This is a genomic window from Micromonospora sp. S4605, assembly GCF_003176715.1.
In the GTDB taxonomy this organism is placed as follows: Bacteria; Actinomycetota; Actinomycetes; order Mycobacteriales; family Micromonosporaceae; genus Micromonospora; species Micromonospora echinaurantiaca.
The window spans coordinates 12,076-30,059 of sequence record NZ_QGSW01000115.1 but is presented as its reverse complement, the minus strand read 5'-3'; the positions used below and the strand labels follow the sequence as shown (position 1 = coordinate 30,059).

Below are 17,984 nucleotides of genomic sequence, written 5' to 3'. Positions count from 1 at the left end.
TGGACCGGGGTAGTCACTCGAAGCGGGACGGGTCCCCGGCGCCCCGGCGCAGGATCTCCGGCTCCGGCTGCGACAGGTCGACCACGGTCGTCGGCTCCTTGCCGCAGTCACCGGCGTCGAGCACGGCGTCGACCAGGTGGTCGAGCCGTTCCTTGATCTCCCAGCCCCGGGTCAGCGGCTCGTCCTCCCCCGGCAGCACCAGGGTGCTCGACAGCAGCGGCTCGCCCAGTTCGGCCAGCAGCGCCTGGGCGACCGTGTGGTCCGGCACCCGTACGCCGACGGTGCGCTTGCGGGGATGCAGCAACCGGCGCGGCACCTCGCGGGTCGCCGGCAGGATGAAGGTGTAGCTGCCCGGGGTGCTCGCCTTCACCAGCCGGAAGGCCGCGTTGCTCACCTTGACGAGCTGGCCGAGCTGGGCGAAGTCCCGGCACACCAGCGTGAAGTGGTGCCGGTCGTCCAGGTGCCGGATCTCCCGGATCCGGTCCAGCCCGTCGCGGTTGCCCAGCTGGCAGCCCAGGGCGTAGCAGGAGTCCGTGGGGTAGGCGACCAGCCCGCCGTCGCGGATCAGGTCGACGACCTGCCGCAGGGCCCGGGGCTGGGGGTTGTCCGGGTGCACGTCGTAGTACCTCGCCATCCACCGAGACTAGGCGCTTCCCGGCGGCCCTGCCCTCCCCCGGCAGGCTGGTGACCGCCGCGGCCGGCACCGGCACGGTCAGTACCGGCCGCCACTGCCGACCCGCGCGGCCACCCGGTCGTGCAGCGCGGCCAGCGCCGGGCTCACCGCGGCGGTGAGCGGCGTCGGGTCGGCCAGCCGCCGCGCCGCCTCCGGCAGCCAGGCGAGGTCGGCGTCGAAGCGGGCACGGGCGGCGCGGACCTCACCGGCCGGGTCGGCCGGGTCGAGACGCCGGCCGCCGCGCATCACCGGCACCAGCAGCGGCTCCCGGTCGCCCGGCGGCGGCTCGTCGCGCAGCCCCACCACGTCGCCGCTGGCGCCGGTGGGATCGCGGAAGACCTGCTTCGGTCCGGGCAGGGTGGCCTTGCCCGGGGACAGCTTGAGCACCGGCCGGTCGCCGACCGCCACCAGCTTGTACGCGCTGTCCAGCGACGGCGCGTCGTAGGAGACGCCCATCCGGGTGCCTACGCCGTACCCGTCGATCGGTGCACCGGCGGCGACGAGCGCGGCGATGACGTCCTCGTCGAGGCTGCCACTGGCCACGATCTGCGCCCGGGTCAGCCCGGCGTCGTCCAGGATCGCCCGGGTCTGCTTGGCCAGCGCGGCCAGGTCGCCGGAGTCGAGCCGGACGCCGAGCGGCCCGGTCAGGCCGAGTTCGGCGACCACGTCGACGGCCGCCCGCACGCCGGCCGGCGTGTCGTAGGTGTCGACCAGGAAGATCGGGTTGGTCGGGAAGTCGGTGGCGAACGCCCGGAACGCCGCCCGCTCGTCCGGGAACGCCTCGACGTACGAGTGGGCCATCGTGCCGGACGGCTTGAGCCCGTAGCGCCAGGCGGCCTCGACGTGGCTGGTGGCGGCGAAGCCGGCGATGGCCGAGGCGCGGGCCACCCCCGCCCCCGCCTCGATGCCGTGGGTACGGCGGAAGGCGAAGTCGATCAGCTGGGCGTCACCGGCGGCGAGCCGGCAGCGGGCGGCCTTGCTGGCGACGGTGGTCTGGAAGGTGATCAGGTTCAGCACGCCGGTCTCCACGAGCTGCGCCTCGGCGAGCGGCGCGGTGATCTCCAGCAACGGCTCGTCGGCGAAGACCACCCGCCCCTCCGGCACGGCCCGGACGTCGCCGGTGAACCGGATCCCGGCCAGCGCGGTCAGGGTCTGCTCGTCGAAGCCGCCGACGTCGCGCAGGTAGGCCAGGTCGTCGTCGTCGAACGCGAAGTTCTCCAGGAAGGTCAGCGCGTCGGCCAGCCCGGCCGCCACCAGGAAGCCGCGCCGCGCGGGCAGGCGGCGGGCGAACAGGCTGAACGTGGCGGGCTCGACCAGGCCGCGGCGCAGGTAGCTGGCCGCCATCCGCAGCTCGTACAGGTCGGTCCGCAACCCGGTCATGCCGTCTCCTCGACCACGCCCCCACTGTGGCCGAGCGGGTGCGGCCACGTACCGCGAACGGAGGAACCGGCGGTCCGGGCGCCGGGCGGGGCGGGGTGGCCCGGCTCAGCGTGCGGCGGGATGGCGGCGCTCGGCGTGGGCGGCCGCGTCCTCGATCAGCCGGGCCAGCCGGACCGGGTCGGCCAGCACCGTGACGTGGCCGGTGCGTGGCAGCCGGATCAGCCGACCGTCGCGGCAGGCGGCCAGGTACGACCGCTCGTCGGCGCGGAACGGGTCCCGGTCGCCGTTGACGAGCCAGACCGGGCCGGGATAGGCGGCCAGGGCGCCGAGCTGGTCGTGGCCGGCGACCGCCGCGACCACCGCCGGCATCACCTCGCTGGACAGGCCGCCGGCCACGACGGCGTCCGCCGCCGGGCGCGGCAGGGCGCGGCGGAAGGCGTACGCGCTGAGCTGGTTGGCCTGCTCCGGGAAGCGCGCGGCGAGCGCGGCCGCCCCGCGGTAGAGCCCGACGAGCCGGGTGGGCCGTGCGGTGCAGCCGATGGCGACCAGCCCGGCCACCCGCTCGGGGAAGCGGCCGGCGGCGGCGATGCCGGCGAAGCCGCCGAGCGACAGGCCGGCGACCAGCGCCCGCCCGCCGACGTGGTCGACCGCGGCGGCGACCGCCTCGGTGGCGGCGGCCATGGTGAAGGGTTCGCCGCGGCGGGCGCCGTGGCCGGGCAGGTCGACCGCGTGCGCGGGCCGGTCGAGGTGGCTGACCACCGGCTCCCACATGGTGCGGCTGACCCGGATGCCGTGGACGAGGACGACGGGCAGGGCCATACTGCGCTCCTTTCATCCGCAACGCAACGGTGCGTTGCGGTACCAGTAGAACACAACGCAACGGTGCGTTGCTATCCTGATCGGCGTGGCACCACGCAGGCAGCAGGAGATCTTCGACAGCACGCTCGCCCTGCTGGCCGAGAAGGGCTACGACGGCCTCACCATCGAGGCGGTGGCCGAGCGCGCCGGGGTGAACAAGACGACGATCTACCGGTGGTGGCCGTCCAAGGCCGCGCTGCTGGCGGACGCGCTCGTCGAAGCGCCGCTGCTCGACCTCCACACCCCGGACACCGGCACCCTGCGCGGTGACCTGACGGCGGTCGTGGGCGCCATCGTCGCGCTCCTCACCACGCCGCCCTCATCGGACGTGGCCGTCGCGGCGCTCGCCGCCTCCGCCCACCGGGCCGAGCTGGCGACGGCCACCCAGCGGTTCTTCGCCGACCGGCTGGCCCGCGAGCGTCCCATCTTCGAACGGGCCGTCCGCCGGGGCGAGCTGACCCCCGACGCCGATCCCATGACGATCATGGACGCGCTCGCCGGAGCCGTGTGGTGCCGCGCGGTGTTCCGGGGGCGGCCGGTCGACGACGCCTTCGTCGACCGCACGGTGGCGATGGTCCTGCACGGCGTGGCCGACTGACCGGCGACACCAGCCTCGGGGCGGCACCCGGTCCGCGCGGCCCGCCCGCGACCGCCGGCCCACTTACGCCGAACGGAGCAGCACAAACAGCGGCAACCGGGGTAAGCAGCGCCGCGCGGGGATCCCGCGACGCAGGATCGGTTGCCGGCAGGAGCTGCTTGACGTGCGTACGTCCGAGGGGGCCGGGGTGGCTCCACGGCTCGGGAGGACCCTCCCGCTGCTCACGCTGGCCGCCGTCCCGCCCGCGCTGGAGGCCGCCGTGCTGGCGGCGCTCAGCTTCTACTCCGCGAGCGGGCTCGCGCCGCAGGCCACCGCCGTCTGGCCGTACGACTCCTACCACGACCTACGCTGGCTGCTGGTCTACCACAACTCCTGGTCGATGTTCCTGCTCGGCCTGCTGGCGGTGACCGCGGTGCGGGGTCTGCTGTCGGCGTGGATGACCGGCCTCGCGTGGCCCGCGCACACGCCCCGCCCGTCGTACCGCTGGCTGATCCGGCGCAATATCGAGGTGGCCGCCCTCGCCACGGTGATCATCTCGCCGTGGGCCGCCCTCGCCGTGGCGTACTCGGCGGTCGCGCTGTCGTGGTATCTGCTGGCGTCGCTGCTGCCCATGCTCGTGCTGGCGCCGTTCCTGGCCCGCGGCGGCGTGGTCAGCCGGTGGTGGCGCGGCCTGCCCTCGGCGGCCCTGTTCGGCTGGTCGCTGCTCAACTTCGTGGTCCTCACCGCCGCCGGGGCGATCATGTCGGCCGTGCCGCTGTGGTGGGGCGTGCCGATCGCCGCCGCAGCCGGCGCGGCCAACGGGCTGCTCTGGCGAAGCACGGTCGCCGCCGCGGCGTTCCAGGCGCCGGTGCGCCTGCAACGGGTGCCCGTGGCGCCGCTGGCGATCGTCGTCACCATGGCCGGCTCGGTCTTCGCCGAGGCCGGCGTCGGCATCGCGGCCGGCGGGTCGGGCGACTGGCGGGCTCCGGTGCTCACGGAGCATCTCGAGGAGCGGATCCCCTACGCCGTGATCGCCATCGCCGGGCACGACTCCAGCTACGACGGCCGCCCCGCGGTGGACCCGCGGGTGGAACGGTTCTCCTACCGCGGCCTGGACGACCGGGAGCGCCCGCTGCCCTACCAACCGCAGGACACGCACCAGTCGGTGGGCTCCAGCGCCGCGCTGCTCTCCCAGCACATCGACTCGCTGCAACGCCGGACCGGCCGGCCGGTGGCGCTGCTCGGCGAGAGCGAGGGTGCCATGGTGGCCCGGATGTACCTGGAACGGTGGCCGGAGTCACCGGTGGACGCGGTCATCATGTTCAGCCCGCTGACCCGCCCCGGCCGGGTCTACTACCCGCCGGCCGGGTACGACGGCTGGGGCGTGGTCGCCGGATGGGAACTGCGGCTGGTCGCGGCGCTGTCCAACCTCACCAAGGAGGTCGACAGCGACCCGGACGAGCCGTTCGTCCGGTCGGTGCTCGCGGATGCGCCCTTCTACCGCAACCGCACGCTGTGCCCGGTTGCCGGAGTCCGCATGATCGCGTACCTACCGACCGTCTCCGCCGTCGAGGCACCGCCGGGCGAGTACTCCCGGATCCCCACCGTCGAGGTGCCCGGGCTGCACGCGTTCCCGCTCGACCAGGCACTGGTGCAGGAGACCGTGATGGCCTTCCTGGCCAACGAGCCGGTCGACCGGCCCCGCCGGGAGTACCGGCTCTTCCAGCACCTCGGCGCCGCCTGGCAGGCGCCGCCCCTCGCCATCGGGCTCAACCCCATCTGGTCGGCGAACCGCGAGGCCGACCCGGCCTTCAGCGGGCGGATCTGCGAAGCCCAGTGACCGAGGGCGGTCAGCCGGGTTCCTGGGTGACCAGGCTGTCGAGGGCGACGCCGGGGTCGGCCAGCCGGTCGGGGTCGACCGGCTGCCGGGAGCGGATCAGCTCCTTGATCGGGTCGGTCACGTCCCACACGTTGACGTTCATGCCTGCCAGCACCCGCCCCCGCGAGGTCCAGAACGCGATGAACGCGCCGCCGTCGAGGTCACCGCGGACGACCACCCGGTCGTACGAGCCCGGCGGGGCGTGGCCGGTGTACTCCATGCCCAGCTCGTACTGGTCGGTGTAGAAGTAGGGCAGCCGGTCGTAGCTGACCGGCTGGCCGAGCAGGCCGCGGGCGGCGGCCGGCCCGGAGTGCAGGGCGTTGGCCCAGTGCTCGACGCGGACCCGGGTGCCGAGCAGCGGGTGCTGGGCGTTGGCCAGGTCGCCGGCGGCCCAGATGTGCGGGTCGTCGGTGCGCAGGGTGTGGTCGACGAGGACGCCGTCGTCGACCGCGAGGCCGGCCCGCTCGGCGAGTTCGGTGGCGGGCCGCACCCCGACGCCGACGACCACGAGGTCGGCCGGGAGGGTGGTGCCGTCGGCCAGCCGGACGGCACTGACCCGACCCGTCCCCTGGAACTCTTGCACCTGCGCCCGGAAGTGGAAGGTGACCCCGTGGTCGCGGTGCAGGTCGGCGAAGACGGTGGCGAGTCGGTCGCCGAGCACCCGGTGCAGGGGCAGGTCGGCGACCTCGACGACGGTGACGGTGGCGCCGCGGGTGCGCGCGGCGGCCGCCACCTCCAGGCCGATCCACCCGGCGCCGACCACCACCACGTTCGCGCCGTCGACCAGCGCCTGGCCGACCCGGTCGCTGTCGGCGAGGGTACGCAGCCGCAGCACCCCGTCGAGGTCCGCGCCGGGTACCGGCAGGGTGCGCGCCCGCGCCCCGGTGGCCAGCAGCAGCCCCCCGTAGCGCAGGCGCTGCCCGTCGGCCGTCTCGACCGCACGCGACACCCGGTCCAGCCCGGTCACCCAGGTGCCGGTGCGCAGGTCGATGTCGTGTTCGGGGTACCAGCCAGCGTCGTGCACGTGGACGCTGTCCCGCTCGGCGGTGCCCAGCAGCAGGCCCTTGGACAGCGCCGGCCGTTCGTACGGGCGCTCGGCCTCCTCGCCGAGCAGGACGACGTCGCCGTCGTACCCCTCCTCGCGCAGCGTCTGGGCGGCCCGGGCGCCGGCCAGGCCGGCGCCCACGATCACGATCGGACCTTGCTCGGTCACTGTTCCTCCTCGTACGGATTCACGGGCGGGCGCCGACGCCGGTCAGCGCGAAGAACTCGGCGCGCGAGCGCGGGTCGTCGCGCAGCGTGCCGAGCAACGTCGAGGTGACGGTGGTGGCGCCGACCGCGCGCACCCCGCGCAGGCTCATGCAGAGGTGCTCGGCCTCGACGACCACCCCGACCCCCTTCGGCCGCAGCTGCGCGGCGAGCCAGTCGGCGATCTGCCGGGTCAGCCGTTCCTGGACCTGCGGCCCGTGCGCGAAGAGCTCCACCACCCGGGCGAGCTTGGACAGCCCGAGGATCCGCCGGCCGGGCAGGTAGCCGACGTGGGCGACGCCGAGGAACGGCAGGAAGTGGTGTTCGCACACCGAGCGGATCGGGATGGAGCGGGCGACGACGAGTTCGTCGTAGCCCTCGTCGTTGTCGAAGGTGGTGAGCCGGAACTCGCGCGGGGTGAGCAGTTCGGCGTAGGCGCGGGCCATCCGGCCCGGCGTGTCGGCCAGCCCGTCGGCGTCGACGCCGACGCCGAGCGCCGCGAGGAAGTCGGCCGCGGCCCGTTCGGCGGCGGCCAGGTCCCGGCCGGGCCGACGCCGCAGCACCCGCAGCGGGCCCGGTCCGGCCTCGTCCTCGGCGACCGACGCACCGTCGGTCGTGGACGCCGGGTCCATCAGGTCCATGTCGGCCACCCATCCGTTTTCGCCAACCACCGTTGTTGTTATTCATGCTGGACCCGGCGCGGCGGAATTTCAATAGTGGGCGCTGGTGATAATCTCGGGGGGTGCCGGACCGGTGGACCGCCGTGGCCGCGCTCGCCGATCCGTCCCGGCGGGCGCTGTACGACCACGTCCGTCACCAGGACCACCCGGTCAGCCGCGAGGAGGCGGCCGACGCCACCGGGATCACCCGCGGGCTGGCCGCCTTCCACCTCGACAAGCTCGTCGACGCCGGCCTGCTGCGGGCCCACTACCAGGCGCCGCCGGACCAGCCCCGGGGCCGGGGCCGCAGCCCCAAGGTGTACGAGCCGGCCGGCGACGGGCTCGCCGTGACGATCCCGGAACGCCGCTACGAGTTGATCGCCGAGATCCTCGCCGACGCGGTCGCCGAGGACCCGACTCGCGCCGACGACGCCGCGCGTCGCCTCGCCGGGCAGCGGGGCCGCGACCTCGGTGCCGGCCTGGCCGCGGACGGGTGCGGGATCCTGGCCGCGTTGGACGGGCTCGGCTTCGAACCGCGGCCCGACGCGTCGCGCCGGGTGCTGCTGCACAACTGCCCGTTCCACGCCCTGGCCACCCGGCACACCGCGCTGGTCTGCGGGCTCAACCACGCCTTCCTCACCGGGTTGCTCGACGGGCTCGGTGCGGCGGGCGCCGAGGCCCGGCTGGCGCCCCGCCCCGGGGCCTGCTGCGTGGAGCTGGATCTGCCGTCCTGAGCCCCGGCTTCAGGACGGGGGCAGCGGCGGCAGGACGCTCTCCACGTGGTCCAGCTCGCGTTCCAGCACCCGCATGTCGGCGTCGGCGAGCCGGCCCGCGTCCCGCCAGGCGAGCAGTTCCTCCCGCTCGGCGTCGATCATCTCCCGCCGGGCCCGCAGCGCGGCCCGGTATTCCTCGTCGGTCGGCAGCATCTGGTCCTCGACCGCGGAGAGCAGCTCGACCCGGGTGGTGTACCGCTGCTGGCGGACCTCGGCCGCGCGACGCAGCGGCGCCGCGACCTTCGCAACGGTGGGGTCGGCCGCGGCGAGCGAGTCCAGCCGCTGCAGGGCGGCCTGCACGGCGGCGGCGCGCGCCTGGTTGCGGGTCAGCGCCCGGCTGACCTCGGTGCCCGGCAGCCGCAGCCGGCGCAGCAGCGGGGCGAAGGTCAGCCCCTGGCCGATCAAGGTCACCAGCACCACCAGGTAGGCGCAGAAGAGCAGCAGGTCCCGGGCGGGGGTGTCGGCGGGCAGGGTGAACGCCGCGGCCAGGGTGATCACCCCACGGGTGCCGGCCCAGCTCAGCGCGAGCAGTTCCCGCCCGGACAGCGGCGGGTTGCCCGGGCGCGGGTCGCCGCCCAGCCGGGCGTGCATCCGCGTGGGCAGGTGCGCCGCCAGCAGCAGCCACAGCGGCCGTACCAGCAGCACCGTGCCGACGGTGACCGCGGCGGCGGTGACGACCGTGCTGACGTCGTAGTCGCGCAGGCCGCGGACGACCGCCGGCAGTTGCTGGCCGATCAGCAGGAACACGTAGCCCTCGAGGAGGAACTCCACCAGGTGCCATACCGCGCGGGTCTGCAGGCGTGCCCGGCTGGACTGCAGCGACGCGCTGCGGTGGCCGAGCCACAGGCCGGCCACGACGACCGCGAGCACCCCGGACACGTGCAGCTTCTCGGCCGCCAGGTAGGCGGCGAACGGGGTGCCCAGTGACAGCGCGTTGTCGATCAGCGGGTCGCTGACCCTCTTCCGGACCTGGGCGATGGCCGCGGCGAGGACCAGGCCGACCAGCAGCCCGCCGGCGGCCACGACGAGGAAGTCTCCTACCGCGTGGCCGACGGAGAACGCCCCGCCGACCGCCGCCGCGACGGCGACCTGCAGGATTGTCAGGGCGGTGGCGTCGTTGAGCAGCCCCTCCCCCTCGACCAGCGTGATCAGCCGGGGCGGCAGGCCGGCGCGCCGGCCGATCGACAGCGCCGCGACCGGGTCCGGCGGCGAGACCGCCGCGCCCACCGCGATGCCGACGCTCAACGGCACGGCGGCCACGGTCGCGTTGAGCCCGAACCCGACGGCGAGCGCGGTGACCAGCACCAGGGCCACCGACAGCCCGGCCACCGTACGGGCGTTGGTGCGCAGCGCGGTCAGGCTCGACTGCAACGCGGCGGCGTAGAGCAGCGGCGGGATGACCAGGTAGAGCACGGCCTCGGGGTCGAGGGTGAGGTTCGGGCCGGGCAGGTAGCCGTAGCCGATGCCGGCGAGGACCAGCAGCACCGACGCCGGCACGCCGCTGCGGTGGGCCACCGCGTTGACGGCCGTGACCACCACCAGACCGCCGAGCACCAGCGCCAACGCGGTCACCATCCGAGCCGATCCCTCCTGTCGCGCGGCCGGGTCACCAGCCCACGCTCGCACGGGTGCGGGCCCGGCCAAGCGGAAACGGCGGCCGGCAGCGGCGGGTCAGCGACCGGGCCGGGCGGCGCAGCACGACGCGGGCCGGCCCCCGTTCGAGGGCCGGCCCGCGTCGGGCGTACCGGTCAGGAAGCCTCAGGGCTCGCTGCGGCCTGCCGCTCGGCGGCGAGGGTCAGGGCGCGCAACTCCGGGGCCATCGTCGCGGTGGCGGGTTCCCGACGCAGTTCACGGAGCAGCCCGACGACCATGCCGACCATCACGAACAGGAACGGCAGAGCGGCGAGGATGGTCAGCGACTGCAACGCGGACAGCCCACCGGCAAGCAGCAGCACTGCGGCCACCAGCCCGGTCAGCACCCCCCACATGGCGACCAGCCAGTTCTTCGGCTCGATGTCGCCGCGGGAGGAGAGCGTGCCCATCACCACCGAGGCGGCGTCCGCGCCGCTGACGAAGAAGAGCGCCACCAGCACCATCACCACGATCGCGGTGACGGTGAAGAGCGGGAACTCCCGCAGCACCGCGAAGAGCGCCGCCTCCGGGCTCTCGGCCACCGCGGCGGACAGGTCGGTGCCGCCGAGCTGCAGGTTGATGGCGGTGCCACCGAACACCGAGAACCAGACGAAGCTGACCAGGCTCGGGATGGCCACCACGCCGAGGACGAACTGGCGGATCGTGCGGCCCCGGGAGATCCGGGCGATGAATGCGCCGACGAACGGCGTCCAGGAGATCCACCACGCCCAGTAGAAGATGGTCCAGCCGGCCATCCAGTCCTCGCCGCCGAAGGCGCCGGTGCGGAAGCTCATCGGGATGAGGTCGTAGAGGTAGCCGCCGGTCGACGCGGTGAGCGTGTTGAAGATGAAGACGGTCGGGCCCACCACGAGCAGGAAGAACAGCAGCGCCACCGCGAGCACCATGTTGGTGTTCGACAGGAACTGAATGCCACGCTTGACGCCGGTGATGGCGGAGACCACGAACGCCGCGGTGAGCACCGCGATGATGCCGATCGCCAGCGGGGTGGAGTTCGGCACGTCCCACAGGTTCGTCAGCCCGCTGTTGATCTGAAGAGCGCCCAGGCCGAGCGAGACCGCGGAGCCGAACAGCGTCGCGAAGATCGCGAAGATGTCGATGGCCTTGCCGGGTCCGCGGTTGGCGCGCTCGCCGATGAGCGGGAAGAAGGCGCTGCTGATCAGGCCGCGCCGGCCCTTGCGGAAGGTGAAGTAGGCGATCGCCAGGCCGACGACGGCGTAGATCGCCCACGGGTGCAGCGCCCAGTGGAAGAACGAGTACTCCATGGCCACCCGGGCGGCCTGCTGAGAGTTCGGCTCGGTGAGCCCGCGCGGCGGGGTGCCCAGGTGGGACAGCGGCTCGGCGGCGCCCCAGAACATCAGGCCGATGCCCATCCCGGCGCTGAACATCATCGCCACCCAGGACACAGTGGAGAACTCGGGCTTCTCGTCGTCGCGGCCGAGCTTGATCCGGCCGTACCGGCTCAGCGCCAGCCAGATCGACAGCGCCACGAAGCCCGCGCTGCCCACCACGAAGACCCAGCCGAACACGCTGACGACCCAGTCGAGCGCCGTCCCGGTGACCGACGCCAGGTTGTCGGTCGCCAGGATGCCCCACAGGACGAAGAGTACCGACGCCGCGGCGGCCACGCCGAGCACGGTCCGGTCGATGCCCCGCTGGCCGCGGTCCGGCCCGCCGGGCGGACCGCCCGGCGCGGTGTTGTCCTCGGTTGTCGCCGGTGTGGCAGACACGGTCATGGTCTGTGGACCCTCCGTGGTCTCACGGGACGCGGGCCACATGCCTGGGCGCGATCGCGCGTCCGTCCCCGCGTCCCTGTCTTGGCCCCGGCCGACCGGAGCGGCCACCGGGCACTCGGGAAGCAGTCGCGGCGTGCGGCGCTCGCTGGTGTGCGACCAGTGCGACGTCGCGACTGTGCGGCCACCACTCTTGGAGCCGATCGTGGCGGCGACCCTGCGGTTTCATGACAGTTGTGTGACAAGATCGGCTCCCGAACGGCCCAGACGGGGCCAGGGCGACCCTTCGTGGTTGATAGCGCCGGGCCGGTGGCGGATGCTGTGGCTACATCCACGTTAACGAATATAGGAGGGGTTTGATGCGCCGCCTGCCGATCGTCGCCCTCGTCCTGGCCACCCTGCTGCTCGGCGGGCCACCCGCCGCCCACGCCGCCGCCCCCGCCACCGCTGACGCCGCTGACGCCGCGGCGGCGCTGGCCGGGATCCGCACCCCCGGCACCGCCTGGGGCGTCGACCCGGCCACCGGCCGGCCGACCGTCACCGTCGACGACACCGTCACCGGCGCCGACCTCGCGGCGCTGCGCACGACCGCCGCCCGGGCCGGCGCCACGCTACGGCACGAGCCAGGGCGGTTGCGCATCCTCATCGCCGCCGGTCAGGCCGTCTACGGCAGCTCCGGCGGACGCTGCTCGCTCGGCGCAAACGTGCGCAGCGGCAGCACCTACTACCTCGTCACCGCCGGGCACTGCACCACGACAGCCGCGACCTGGTACGCCGACGCCGCGCACAGCACCGCCATCGGCTCCCGGGTCGGCAGCAGCTTCCCGACCAACGACTACGGCCTGGTGCGCTACACCGGCCGCATCGCCCACCCCAGCGCCGTCTACACCCACCCCGGCCTGCTCACCGTCTACGGCGCCGGCAACGCGTACGTCGGGCAGGCGGTGTGCCGCAGCGGCGCCACCACCGGCGTACGGTGCGGCCTGGTCACCGCCCTCAACCAGACGGTGAACTACGCGCAGGGCAGCGTATCCGGCCTGATCCGCACCAACATCTGCGCCGAGCCCGGCGACAGCGGCGGCCCGCTCTACGTGGCCGCCACCGGCACGATCATCGGCATCCTCTCCGGCGGCAGCGGCAACTGCACCAGCGGCGGCACCACCTACTACCAGCCGATCACCGAGGTTCTCGCCGCGTACGGCCTCACCATCCCCTAAGCCGGCATCGACGCCCGCGTCCTCACCGGCTTCCCCGGCCGCACCACCGGTAGTACGGTGACGGCGGTGCGCCGGGAAGCCTGGTCGGCAGTCGTGACACTTCGTCGACCGGAGGCGCCACATGGCCACCCCTGCCGTCCGCACCGAACACCTGACCAAGCGCTACGGGTCGTTGCTCGCCCTCGACGGGCTGGATCTCACCGTGCCAGCCGGCGAGGTGTTCGGTTCCTCGGCCCGAACGGCGCCGGGGAGTCCACCACCATCCGGCTGCTGCTCGGCCTGGCGCGGCCCACCGCCGGCCGCGCCTGGATCTTCGACACCCACGCCGGCGACGTCGCCGCCCACCGCCGGTTGGCCTACGTGCCCGCCGACGTCGCGCTGTGGCCCCAGCTCACCGGCGCGGAGACCCTCGAACTGCTCGCCGCCACCGGGCCCGGCGTCGACCGCGCCTACCGCGACGAACTGGTCGACCGGTTCGCCCTCGACCCGTCCAAGCCGGGCCAGACGTACTCGACCGGCAACCGGCAAAAGGTCGCGCTGGTCGCCGCGTTCGCCACCCGCGCGCCGCTGCTCGTCCTCGACGAACCCACCAGCGGCCTCGACCCGCTGATGGAGCGGGAGTCCCGCCGGGCAGCCACCTGAGCGCGTCCAGTGATCACTCGGCGAGCTTCCCGCGGATGGTCTGCCGGGCTTTTCCTTACCAGTCGGATCCACAAGGAACAATGACCGGGACTGCTTCTTCGCCACCCGTTGCTGCGGGAGATCAGGCAGGCGGCTCCCCTCGGGCACTTATGTCGGCCGGATTGCTGGCGGCGGTGGCGGCGTAGGAGGGCCGTTATAGGCTGGTACGGGCGCGGCCGCCGCCCGTGGGCGGTGGTGGCGGGGTGGGCTTGCTGGGGTGGACCCGCCAGGAAATGGTGTCCGAGGCGGCGATCGCTGTGAGGATGACGACGGCCACGACGGCGATCAAGATCGGTGGTTGGATCGCGACCACGGGTGCCAGCCCGACCAGTACCACCAGCCCGATCACCCGGGACAGGGCGACCCGGCTGAACGACAGGTAGTCGAGCCGGGCACGGCCGGCCAGGAAGATCGCGGGTCCGCAGAGGATGACGGCGGACCAGACCAGGTTGGCCTCGGCGAACGGGTGGGTAATGATGATCTCGTCGCCGACGGAGCTGAGCACGATGCCGGCGGCCATGAGCAGGTGGGCGTAGGAGGCGGACCGACTAAAGACGGCGGGGGTGGTGCTGGTCGCGATCACGGCCGGTAGGAGCAGGCCAGCCCGGTAGAAGTAGATGCGCCAGAGCAGCGTGGTGATGGCGAAGGTCAGCACGAACGCGGTCACGCGGTCCCGTTCGAAGCCGAACGCGGCGAACCGGCCGCCCGCCGCCAGGACGGTCTCGCCGAACGCGACGATCATGATCTGCTGGTACCGCTCGGCGAGGTGCTCCGCGTTGACTGTCTGCGTGGCGATCCGGGCCGGACCGAGCTTGGGCAGTCGGAACTCCAGCCGGCTCATGGTGTAGCCGAGGGCCGCCGCGAGGAGCCATATCACCACTCGGGTGGTGCCCTCGGTGAATGCGCCGGCAATCCACAACACACCCGAGAAGATGGACCAGATGAGCTGTTGCAGCGAGCCGATCGCCACCTCCCGGCCGCGCATCGCAAGTGTGACGAAGAGGGCCCGGCCCACCTGGATGGTGACGTAGGTGGCGGCGAAGATCATGCCGTCCTCGCCGAACGCTCCAGGTACGGCGCCCGCCATGATCAGGGTGCCGAGCATGATCGGGATGATCACGAGTTGGATCGCCGGTTGGGCCGGGTTGAGCCGGTTCGTGGTCCATGCGGTGAAGACCCAGACCCACCAGAACGCGACGAGCAGGATCACGGTGTGCAGGGCGCCGAGCCAGGTGAGGTCGCTGAACAGGGTGTGCGACAGCCTAGTCAACGCGAAGACCAGGATGACGTCGAAGAAGAGTTCGACGTAGGTGGCGCGTTGCGGTTCGGCATGATCCCGCAGCAGGTCCCCCGTCTTGCCGGCGGTCATCGGCACGCCCGTTCTGTCTGGGTTGCGGTATGTGCGCCATCAGTCGTACCACGCGGCGGTGGCCGATCCGGGCCGATGGGCTTGGCTTGGCTGCCGCGCGGGACAGTCGATCCGGGTCGGCATCTGTCATGCCATCTGATCGACCAACGCCGCCAGGCCACCTCGCCCTTGCGCCCCAGCACGAATCGGGCGATCCCGCGTCGTACGTCTGTGCGGAGCCTCAGGAGGTTTCCGGACAAGGCCATCCGGTAGCACAGGCTCCTCCGCGACCGCAGTCTGTCGGGGTCCGGCCCAGGTGGACCCGGGCGTGTCGCTAGTGATCATGTGAGCGGCCAGCTCGGACATCATGGCGAACTCGACTTCGTCCGGGACGCCGTAGCCTGGCCAATCCACGTCGTGTCACAGGGCGTTTCCAGACGGGGCGATCGGGTAGCACAAGCTGCCTCCGCGGGGACGTGCTCGGTCTCGTCCCTGGGGCGTGGCGTCGCCCCGGCATAACTCGTATGCGCCAAGCATCAGGCCGTCTTACCGAGGACTGGAGGGTGTGCCGTGACGACGTCAGGCCCCAGACCGACACCAGCCGAACCGATGCCCCACGACATGCCGGAGCACCGGGTCGAGGACGAGGTGTTGCGGGAGCTGCCGCCCGAGCTGGGCCCCAACACGGTGGCGATTCTCGAAGGTGACGCCTTCATGTTCTCCGAGGCCACCGGCGACGTACCGCGTGGTTCGATCGGGGGGCTGGTGTTCGCCGACACCCGGTTCCTCGATTGCTGGCGGCTCACGCTGAACGGATCCCCGTTGCTGGTGCTGGAATCGGCGCCGGTGAAGCCGTACGCGGCCGCGTTCTTCCTGACCAACCCCGATTTGCCTGGATTGCGGGCGAACAGCGTCGGGGTGCGCAGGCAACGTCTGGTGGGTCGAGGCGTGGAAGAGACCATCACTCTGCAGTGCTTCTCCACGAAGCCGGCAGTTGTCCAGCTCCGGTTGGAAGTGGGCGCCGACTTCGCGGACATCCTCGAGATCAAGGAGACCGTCACGGACCGGTCGGACAAGATCGCCCGACAGCACGCCGCGGACGGCTCACGGCTCTCCTTCGCGTACGAGAACGGGCCGTTCTCGGCAACGGTGAAGGTGCTTGTCGAACCGGCGGCCGACCGCGTGGAAGGCGACGACCTGGTATGGGATCTGTACCTCGAACCCGGCGAGAAGTGGGCCTGCGAGCTGAAGATCCCCTGCTTCCACGGCCCTGCAACCCACACCTATCAGACGGCCCGCGAGTTCCAGCAGGTCTTCGACGGCGATACGGAGGACCCGGCACACCGATGGCGGGCAGCCGCTCCGACCCTCACTGCGGATTACCAGGTGCTGCGGAACCTCTTCGAGAAGTCCGTCGACGACCTGGTGGCGTTGCGCATCCAGACCGAACTGAACGGCCAGCGGATGGACTTCCCAGCCGCCGGCCTGCCCTGGTTCCTCAGCATGTTCGGCCGGGACTCCCTGATCACCGCCTATCAGACGGTCTGTTTCGGCCCGCGGCTAACCCGCGGCGCCCTGCGCACCCTCGCCACATATCAGGGCGACGAGGTGGACGACTTCCGGGACGAGGAACCCGGGAAGATCATTCACGAAGTCCGTAGCGGCGAGCTGACCCGGCTGGGCATCAAGCCCTACGACCCCTACTACGGCACCGCGGACGCCACCCCACTGTGGCTCATCATGTTGTCGGAGTACTGGCGGTGGACCCTTGACGACCAACTCGTCCAGGACCTGCGCGACAACGTCCACGCCGCACTGCGCTGGATCGACGAGTACGGCGACCGCGACGGAGACGGCTACGTGGAGTACGCGACGCGATCGCCACAGGGCCTGGGCAACCAGTGCTGGCGTGACTCGTGGGACGGCGTGCAGTTCCACGACGGCAGGATCCCCGTGCTGCCCATCGCGACCTGCGAGATCCAGGGCTACACCTACGATGCGAAGCTGCGAATCGCAGAACTCGCCGACGGCGGCGGCCCCCTCAACGACCCCGCCCTGGCACAGCGGCTACGCGCCGAGGCCGAGGAACTCCGCGCCCGGTTCAACCGGGACTTCTGGATCGAGGACCGGGGCGGCTACTACGCGATTGGACTGGACGGCGACAAACGCAAGATCGACTCGATGACGTCGAACATGGGACACCTGCTGTGGAGCGGTATCGTCCCGGAAGACCGGGCGGCCATCGTGGCCCGGCAGCTGATGTCCGACGAGATGTTCTCGGGCTGGGGCGTACGCACCGTGTCGACCGCCGAGCGGGGCTATAACCCGATCGGCTACCACATGGGCACCGTCTGGCCGCACGACAACTCCCTGATCGCGCACGGCCTCGCCCGCTACGGCTACCGCCAGGAGGCCAACCGGATCATCACCGCGATGCTCGACGCTGCGCAAACCTCCGAATTCCGGCTGCCGGAAGCATTCTCCGGCTACGAGCGCGAGTTCAGCCGAATCCCCGTACGCTATCCAACCGCCTGCAATCCGCAGGCATGGGCGAGTGGAGCTCCGCTGCTGTTCCTCCGCACCATGCTCGGCCTCGATGCCCGCGACGGACGACTGGTTCTGGACCCCGCACTACCGGAAGGCTACGGCCGCCGCATCCTGTTGGCGGGCACCAACGCCTTTGGCAGCCGCTGGGACATCGAACTCCGCGACGGACTGACCGACATTCGCCCCACCCATTGACGAACCCGCGCAGCTTACGGCTACACCGAGGTCATGCCCAACATCGCCATCCGCTGCGACGGCGAGCCGGTGCCGCTGAAGGACGTCAATGCGCGCTACCGGCCGGAACTTCCAGCGGTCTGATGGCCGCGTTAGCGGTGCCCGCTCAGGCCCAGCCGGCCTGGAGGGACGGACTTGGCGGTCGCAGCGCGGGGGCTGATCGGTTCGCCCATGGGACGGCGGTTGGCTGTAGGCCACCTCTTCGGGGGCGACAGCGGTGATCACCTTTGATCCCGTCCTTAATGGTTTTCGGCTGGCAAGCCGGGGGATACGGGAGTGGCCACGGAATCCCGGGGGTCGGTGCCTACCCGTCCGCCGGCCCCTGCCGTGGTCATGCGATGTCGAGCTGGAGGTCCGCCATCAGGTTGCACCGGGCGAGGGACTGTCAGACCAACGGCTCTGGCGCAGAAACGGTGGCCGGGGTAATCAATCTACGCGAGCAGGACTCGCTGCCGGAGCAGGGCGAATCCGACTGGGCCATACATCGGGAGTTGCCCCCTGGTCCTGGGCACTTGAGCCTTGGATCG

Annotated in this window: 13 protein-coding genes and 1 pseudogene; 6 read left to right on the top strand and 8 right to left on the bottom strand. The window is 72.2% G+C overall.

What is annotated here, in order from left to right:
• Nucleotides 1–13: 13 nt before the first annotated feature.
• The 3 genes from DLJ47_RS07305 to DLJ47_RS07295 all read right to left on the bottom strand — a co-directional run bounded on the left by DLJ47_RS07305 (nucleotide 14) and on the right by DLJ47_RS07295 (nucleotide 2,872).
• On the bottom strand, nucleotides 14–634 hold the full coding sequence (locus DLJ47_RS07305) for an L-threonylcarbamoyladenylate synthase (protein ID WP_109899295.1): 621 nt from the start codon (nucleotides 632–634) through the stop codon (nucleotides 14–16).
• 78 nt (nucleotides 635–712) lie between these two features.
• Entirely contained in the window at nucleotides 713–2,053 is a 1,341-nt protein-coding gene (locus DLJ47_RS07300; protein WP_109899294.1) for a nicotinate phosphoribosyltransferase, read from the bottom strand.
• Between the two features lie 105 nt (nucleotides 2,054–2,158).
• The gene (locus DLJ47_RS07295) at nucleotides 2,159–2,872 is read right to left on the bottom strand and encodes an alpha/beta fold hydrolase (protein WP_109899293.1); all 714 of its coding nucleotides are present in this window, start codon (nucleotides 2,870–2,872) and stop codon (nucleotides 2,159–2,161) included.
• Nucleotides 2,873–2,957: 85 nt separating this feature from the next.
• On the opposite strand from DLJ47_RS07295, the gene DLJ47_RS07290 reads away from it, so the two are divergent.
• Together DLJ47_RS07290 and DLJ47_RS07285 are read left to right on the top strand one after the other, a co-directional pair.
• Nucleotides 2,958–3,509 carry a TetR/AcrR family transcriptional regulator gene (locus DLJ47_RS07290; protein ID WP_109899292.1) on the top strand — a complete coding sequence of 184 codons (552 nt, stop codon included), beginning with the start codon at nucleotides 2,958–2,960 and terminating at the stop codon, nucleotides 3,507–3,509.
• Between the two features lie 163 nt (nucleotides 3,510–3,672).
• The gene (locus DLJ47_RS07285) at nucleotides 3,673–5,328 is read left to right on the top strand and encodes a hypothetical protein (protein ID WP_233257698.1); all 1,656 of its coding nucleotides are present in this window, start codon (nucleotides 3,673–3,675) and stop codon (nucleotides 5,326–5,328) included.
• 10 nt (nucleotides 5,329–5,338) lie between these two features.
• On the opposite strand, the gene DLJ47_RS07280 is transcribed toward DLJ47_RS07285, so the two are convergent.
• On the bottom strand, nucleotides 5,339–6,580 hold the full coding sequence (locus DLJ47_RS07280) for an NAD(P)/FAD-dependent oxidoreductase (protein ID WP_109899290.1): 1,242 nt from the start codon (nucleotides 6,578–6,580) through the stop codon (nucleotides 5,339–5,341).
• 19 nt (nucleotides 6,581–6,599) lie between these two features.
• Complete coding sequence (gene folE / locus DLJ47_RS07275; protein WP_446723539.1) at nucleotides 6,600–7,256, bottom strand: GTP cyclohydrolase I FolE; 657 nt, start codon at nucleotides 7,254–7,256, stop codon at nucleotides 6,600–6,602.
• 101 nt (nucleotides 7,257–7,357) lie between these two features.
• Between folE and DLJ47_RS07270 the strand changes: the two genes are divergently transcribed.
• A complete protein-coding gene (locus tag DLJ47_RS07270; protein WP_109899289.1) occupies nucleotides 7,358–8,008 on the top strand; it encodes a helix-turn-helix transcriptional regulator in 651 nt (216 codons plus the stop codon).
• Nucleotides 8,009–8,017: 9 nt separating this feature from the next.
• Here DLJ47_RS07270 and DLJ47_RS07265 read toward each other — a convergent pair whose 3' ends face one another.
• The gene (locus DLJ47_RS07265) at nucleotides 8,018–9,622 is read right to left on the bottom strand and encodes a Na+/H+ antiporter (protein ID WP_109899288.1); all 1,605 of its coding nucleotides are present in this window, start codon (nucleotides 9,620–9,622) and stop codon (nucleotides 8,018–8,020) included.
• Between the two features lie 173 nt (nucleotides 9,623–9,795).
• Nucleotides 9,796–11,433: a BCCT family transporter gene (locus DLJ47_RS07260; RefSeq protein WP_109899367.1), complete on the bottom strand. Its 1,638-nt coding sequence runs from the start codon at nucleotides 11,431–11,433 to the stop codon at nucleotides 9,796–9,798.
• Nucleotides 11,434–11,789: 356 nt separating this feature from the next.
• Between DLJ47_RS07260 and DLJ47_RS07255 the strand changes: the two genes are divergently transcribed.
• Together DLJ47_RS07255 and DLJ47_RS07250 are read left to right on the top strand one after the other, a co-directional pair.
• Nucleotides 11,790–12,647, top strand: a complete 858-nt coding sequence (locus DLJ47_RS07255) for a S1 family peptidase (RefSeq protein ID WP_109899287.1) — start codon at nucleotides 11,790–11,792, stop codon at nucleotides 12,645–12,647.
• A gap of 121 nt (nucleotides 12,648–12,768) precedes the next feature.
• Nucleotides 12,769–13,262, top strand: a pseudogene (locus tag DLJ47_RS07250) (ABC transporter ATP-binding protein); the annotation flags it as partial.
• 220 nt (nucleotides 13,263–13,482) lie between these two features.
• Here the strand turns inward: DLJ47_RS07250 and DLJ47_RS07245 are convergent.
• The gene (locus tag DLJ47_RS07245) at nucleotides 13,483–14,697 is read right to left on the bottom strand and encodes a low temperature requirement protein A (RefSeq protein ID WP_233257706.1); all 1,215 of its coding nucleotides are present in this window, start codon (nucleotides 14,695–14,697) and stop codon (nucleotides 13,483–13,485) included.
• Between the two features lie 588 nt (nucleotides 14,698–15,285).
• Here DLJ47_RS07245 and DLJ47_RS07240 point away from each other — a divergent pair.
• Complete coding sequence (locus tag DLJ47_RS07240) at nucleotides 15,286–17,418, top strand: amylo-alpha-1,6-glucosidase (RefSeq protein ID WP_109899285.1); 2,133 nt, start codon at nucleotides 15,286–15,288, stop codon at nucleotides 17,416–17,418.
• Nucleotides 17,419–17,984 lie beyond the last annotated feature (566 nt).